This window comes from Staphylococcus sp. HMSC62B09, assembly GCF_001839115.1.
Taxonomy (GTDB): domain Bacteria; phylum Bacillota; class Bacilli; order Staphylococcales; family Staphylococcaceae; genus Staphylococcus; species Staphylococcus haemolyticus.
Map to the genome: position 1 here is coordinate 1 of NZ_KV840118.1, position 4929 is coordinate 4929.

The 4929-nt window shown below is 31.1% G+C and carries 4 protein-coding genes and 2 pseudogenes; 5 read left to right on the forward strand and 1 reads right to left on the reverse strand.

The window, feature by feature from the left end; translation table 11 throughout:
* The first annotated feature begins 13 nt into the window (after window positions 1-13).
* From HMPREF3265_RS12160 to HMPREF3265_RS03155, 3 genes are all read left to right on the forward strand, one after another.
* Window positions 14-403: a hydroxymethylglutaryl-CoA synthase gene (locus tag HMPREF3265_RS12160; RefSeq protein WP_020444595.1), complete on the forward strand. Its 390-nt coding sequence runs from the start codon at window positions 14-16 to the stop codon at window positions 401-403.
* Between the two features lie 756 nt (window positions 404-1159).
* Window positions 1160-1903, forward strand: coding sequence for a glycerophosphoryl diester phosphodiesterase (locus tag HMPREF3265_RS03150; protein ID WP_000958858.1), 744 nt, complete (start codon window positions 1160-1162; stop codon window positions 1901-1903).
* 96 nt (window positions 1904-1999) lie between these two features.
* Window positions 2000-2428, forward strand: coding sequence for a MaoC family dehydratase (locus tag HMPREF3265_RS03155; protein ID WP_000872606.1), 429 nt, complete (start codon window positions 2000-2002; stop codon window positions 2426-2428).
* Between the two features lie 45 nt (window positions 2429-2473).
* Here the strand turns inward: HMPREF3265_RS03155 and mecA are convergent, their stop codons facing one another.
* On the reverse strand, window positions 2474-4483 hold the full coding sequence (mecA, locus tag HMPREF3265_RS03160; protein WP_063852638.1) for a PBP2a family beta-lactam-resistant peptidoglycan transpeptidase MecA: 2010 nt from the start codon (window positions 4481-4483) through the stop codon (window positions 2474-2476).
* 96 nt (window positions 4484-4579) lie between these two features.
* Here mecA and HMPREF3265_RS12355 point away from each other — a divergent pair.
* Window positions 4580-4687 (forward strand): annotated as a pseudogene (locus HMPREF3265_RS12355) (beta-lactam sensor/signal transducer MecR1); the annotation flags it as partial.
* A 40-nt stretch (window positions 4688-4727) separates the two neighbouring features.
* Window positions 4728-4868, forward strand: a pseudogene (locus tag HMPREF3265_RS12170) (IS6 family transposase); the annotation flags it as partial.
* Window positions 4869-4929: the final 61 nt, after the last annotated feature.

A 4929-nucleotide genomic window follows, 5' to 3' on the forward strand; every position in this document is an offset into this window, starting at 1 on the left:
AATTATACTATAAATTCAACTTTGCAACAGAACCGTATTATGGAATAGAGATGTTGGTAACATTTATACAGGATCATTATACTTAAGTTTAATTTCGTTATTACAGAACCACACATTCCAACCAGAAGAGAAAGTATGTCTATTTAGTTATGGTTCAGGAGCAGTAGGAGAAATCTTTAGTGGTTCAATCGTTAAAGGATATGACAAAGCATTAGATAAAGAGAAACACTTAAATATGCTAGAATCTAGAGAGCAATTATCAGTCGAAGAATACGAAACATTCTTTAACAGATTTGATAATCAAGAATTTGATTTCGAACGTGAATTGACACAAGATCCATATTCAAAAGTATACTTATACAGTATAGAAGACCATATCAGAACATATAAGATAGAGAAATAAACTAGTGGCCGATTGTGCTTGATGAGCTTGGGACATAAATCCTAACTCGAAATAAATAAGCATATCACTAAACTGATTTTTTAAAGTTTACAGTGATATGCTTATTTTTTTATCTTACGATTTTGTACGTGCATGCTTGCCTAGGGGTATGGCTCGAGCCATTAGTCTCTCGCACATACTATTCCCTCAGGCGTCAGCACTTACAAAATCGGTTGTAATTTTCATTTTTATACGCATTCTTACTGAGATTATACTAATAAGAGGAATAGTAAAAGCAATTCTAAGTAAAATTGCAGATAAGAGGTTTGTTAAAAGCAGTTCTAAGTAAAATTGCAGATAAGAGGTACGTTAAAAGCAATTCCATGCAAAATTGCTGATAAGGGGTAAGTTAAAAGCAGTTCTCAGTAAAATTGCAGATAAGAGGTACGTTAAAAGCAGTTCTAGGCAAAATTGCAGATAAGAGGTGCGTTAAAAGCAGTTCTCAGTAAAATTGCTGATAAGGGGTAAGTTAAAAGCAATCCTAAGTAAAATTGCAGATAAGGGGTACAGAAAAACTAGACTTGATTACAAAATGGAGCTTGGGACATAAATGATTTTTTAAAAATGAGATGAGACGTAGATTAACTCCATAATCAATACGAATCTATCGACTTCTTTATTTATGATATTCATCTCTTTTTAATGGAAATAAAAGTGCGATTAATGTGATAATACAGTTACGTTAATTAAAAAAATAAAAATGCAAGGAGAGGTAATATGCTAACTGTATATGGACATAGAGGATTACCTAGTAAAGCTCCGGAAAATACAATTGCATCATTTAAAGCTGCTTCAGAAGTAGAAGGTATAAACTGGTTGGAGTTAGATGTTGCAATTACAAAAGATGAACAACTGATTATCATTCATGATGATTATTTAGAACGGACTACAAATATGTCCGGGGAAATAACTGAATTGAATTATGATGAAATTAAAGATGCTTCTGCAGGATCTTGGTTTGGTGAAAAATTCAAAGATGAACATTTGCCAACTTTCGATGATGTAGTAAAAATAGCAAATGAATATAATATGAATTTAAATGTAGAATTAAAAGGTATTACTGGACCGAATGGACTAGCACTTTCTAAAAGTATGGTTAAGCAAGTGGAAGAACAATTAACAAACTTAAATCAGAATCAAGAAGTGCTCATTTCAAGCTTTAATGTTGTGCTTGTTAAACTTGCAGAAGAAATCATGCCACAATATAACAGAGCAGTTATATTCCATACAACTTCGTTTCGTGAAGACTGGAGAACACTTTTAGATTACTGTAATGCTAAAATAGTAAACACTGAAGATGCCAAACTTACTAAAGCAAAAGTAAAAATGGTAAAAGAAGCGGGTTATGAATTGAACGTATGGACTGTAAACAAACCAGCACGTGCAAACCAACTTGCTAATTGGGGAGTTGATGGTATCTTTACAGACAATGCAGATAAAATGGTGCATTTGTCTCAATAGAAAGTTAGAGGTGAGTCTTACGTTTCAGTGACGGTAGACTTACCTTTAACATGTTACATACTAAAAAATTAATTTGAATAAGAAAGAGAGACATATATGAAATACGATGATTTTATAGTAGGAGAAACATTCAAAACAAAAAGCCTTCATATTACAGAAGAAGAAATTATCCAATTTGCAACAACTTTTGATCCTCAATATATGCATATAGATAAAGAAAAAGCAGAACAAAGTAGATTTAAAGGTATCATTGCATCTGGCATGCATACACTTTCAATATCATTTAAATTATGGGTAGAAGAAGGTAAATACGGAGAAGAAGTTGTAGCAGGAACACAAATGAATAACGTTAAATTTATTAAACCTGTATACCCAGGTAATACATTGTACGTTATCGCTGAAATTACAAATAAGAAATCCATAAAAAAAGAAAATGGACTCGTTACAGTGTCACTTTCAACATACAATGAAAATGAAGAAATTGTATTTAAGGGAGAAGTAACAGCACTTATTAATAATTCATAATAAAACAGTGAAGCAACCATCGTTACGGATTGCTTCACTGTTTTGTTATTCATCTATATCGTATTTTTTATTACCGTTCTCATATAGCTCATCATACACTTTACCTGAGATTTTGGCATTGTAGCTAGCCATTCCTTTATCTTGTACATCTTTAACATTAATAGCCATCATCATGTTTGGATTATCTTTATCATATGATATAAACCACCCAATTTGTCTGCCAGTTTCTCCTTGTTTCATTTTGAGTTCTGCAGTACCGGATTTGCCAATTAAGTTTGCATAAGATCTATAAATATCTTCTTTATGTGTTTTATTTACGACTTGTTGCATACCATCAGTTAATAGATTGATATTTTCTTTGGAAATAATATTTTTCTTCCAAACTTTGTTTTTCGTGTCTTTTAATAAGTGAGGTGCGTTAATATTGCCATTATTTTCTAATGCGCTATAGATTGAAAGGATCTGTACTGGGTTAATCAGTATTTCACCTTGTCCGTAACCTGAATCAGCTAATAATATTTCATTATCTAAATTTTTGTTTGAAATTTGAGCATTATAAAATGGATAATCACTTGGTATATCTTCACCAACACCTAGTTTTTTCATGCCTTTTTCAAATTTCTTACTGCCTAATTCGAGTGCTACTCTAGCAAAGAAAATGTTATCTGATGATTCTATTGCTTGTTTTAAGTCGATATTACCATTTACCACTTCATATCTTGTAACGTTGTAACCACCCCAAGATTTATCTTTTTGCCAACCTTTACCATCGATTTTATAACTTGTTTTATCGTCTAATGTTTTGTTATTTAACCCAATCATTGCTGTTAATATTTTTTGAGTTGAACCTGGTGAAGTTGTAATCTGGAACTTGTTGAGCAGAGGTTCTTTTTTATCTTCGGTTAATTTATTATATTCTTCGTTACTCATGCCATACATAAATGGATAGACGTCATATGAAGGTGTGCTTACAAGTGCTAATAATTCACCTGTTTGAGGGTGGATAGCAGTACCTGAGCCATAATCATTTTTCATGTTGTTATAAATACTCTTTTGAACTTTAGCATCAATAGTTAGTTGAATATCTTTGCCATCTTTTTTCTTTTTCTCTATTAATGTATGTGCGATTGTATTGCTATTATCGTCAACGATTGTGACACGATAGCCATCTTCATGTTGGAGCTTTTTATCGTAAAGTTTTTCGAGTCCCTTTTTACCAATAACTGCATCATCTTTATAGCCTTTATATTCTTTTTGTTTTAATTCTTCAGAGTTAATGGGACCAACATAACCTAATAGATGTGAAGTCGCTTTTCCTAGAGGATAGTTACGACTTTCTGTTTCATTAGTTGTAAGATGAAATTTTTTTGCGAAATCTCTTAAATATTCATCCATTTTTTTAACGGTTTTAAGTGGAACGAAGGTATCATCTTGTACCCAATTTTGATCCATTTGTTGTTTGATATAGTCTTCAGAAATACTTAGTTCTTTAGCGATTGCTTTATAATCTTTTTTAGATACATTCTTTGGAACGATGCCTATCTCATATGCTGTTCCTGTATTGGCCAATTCCACATTGTTTCGGTCTAAAATTTTACCACGTTCTGATTTTAAATTTTCAATATGTATGCTTTGGTCTTTCTGCATTCCTGGAATAATGACGCTATGATCCCAATCTAACTTCCACATACCATCTTCTTTAACAAAATTAAATTGAACGTTGCGATCAATGTTACCGTAGTTTGTTTTAATTTTATATTGAGCATCTACTCGTTTTTTATTTTTAGATACTTTTTTTATTTTACGATCCTGAATGTTTATATCTTTAACGCCTAAACTATTATATATTTTTATCGGACGTTCAGTCATTTCTACTTCACCATTATCGCTTTTAGAAATATAACTGCTATCTTTATAAACTTGTTTGAAATTTTTATCTTCAATTGCATCAATAGTATTATTAATTTCTTTATCTTTTGAAGCATAAAAATATATACCAAACCCGACAACTACAACTATTAAAATAAGTGGAACAATTTTTATCTTTTTCATCAATATCCTCCTTATATAAGACTACATTTGTAATATATTACAAATGTAGTATTTATGTCAAAATAATGTTATAATTTTTGTGATATGGAGGTGTAGAAGGTGTTATCATCTTTTTTAATGTTAAGTATAATCAGTTCATTGCTCACGATATGTGTAATTTTTTTAGTGAGAATGCTCTATATAAAATATACGGTTCTGTTGCAAAGTTGAATTTATAGTATAATTTTAACAAAAAGGAGTCTTCTGTATGAACTATTTCAGATATAAACAATTTAACAAGGATGTTATCACTGTAGCCGTTGGCTACTATCTAAGATATGCATTGAGTTATCGTGATATATCTGAAATATTAAGGGAACGTGGTGTAAACGTTCATCATTTAACGGTCTAGCGTTGAGTTCAAGAATATGCCCCGATTTTATATCAAATTTGGAAGAAAAAGCATAAAA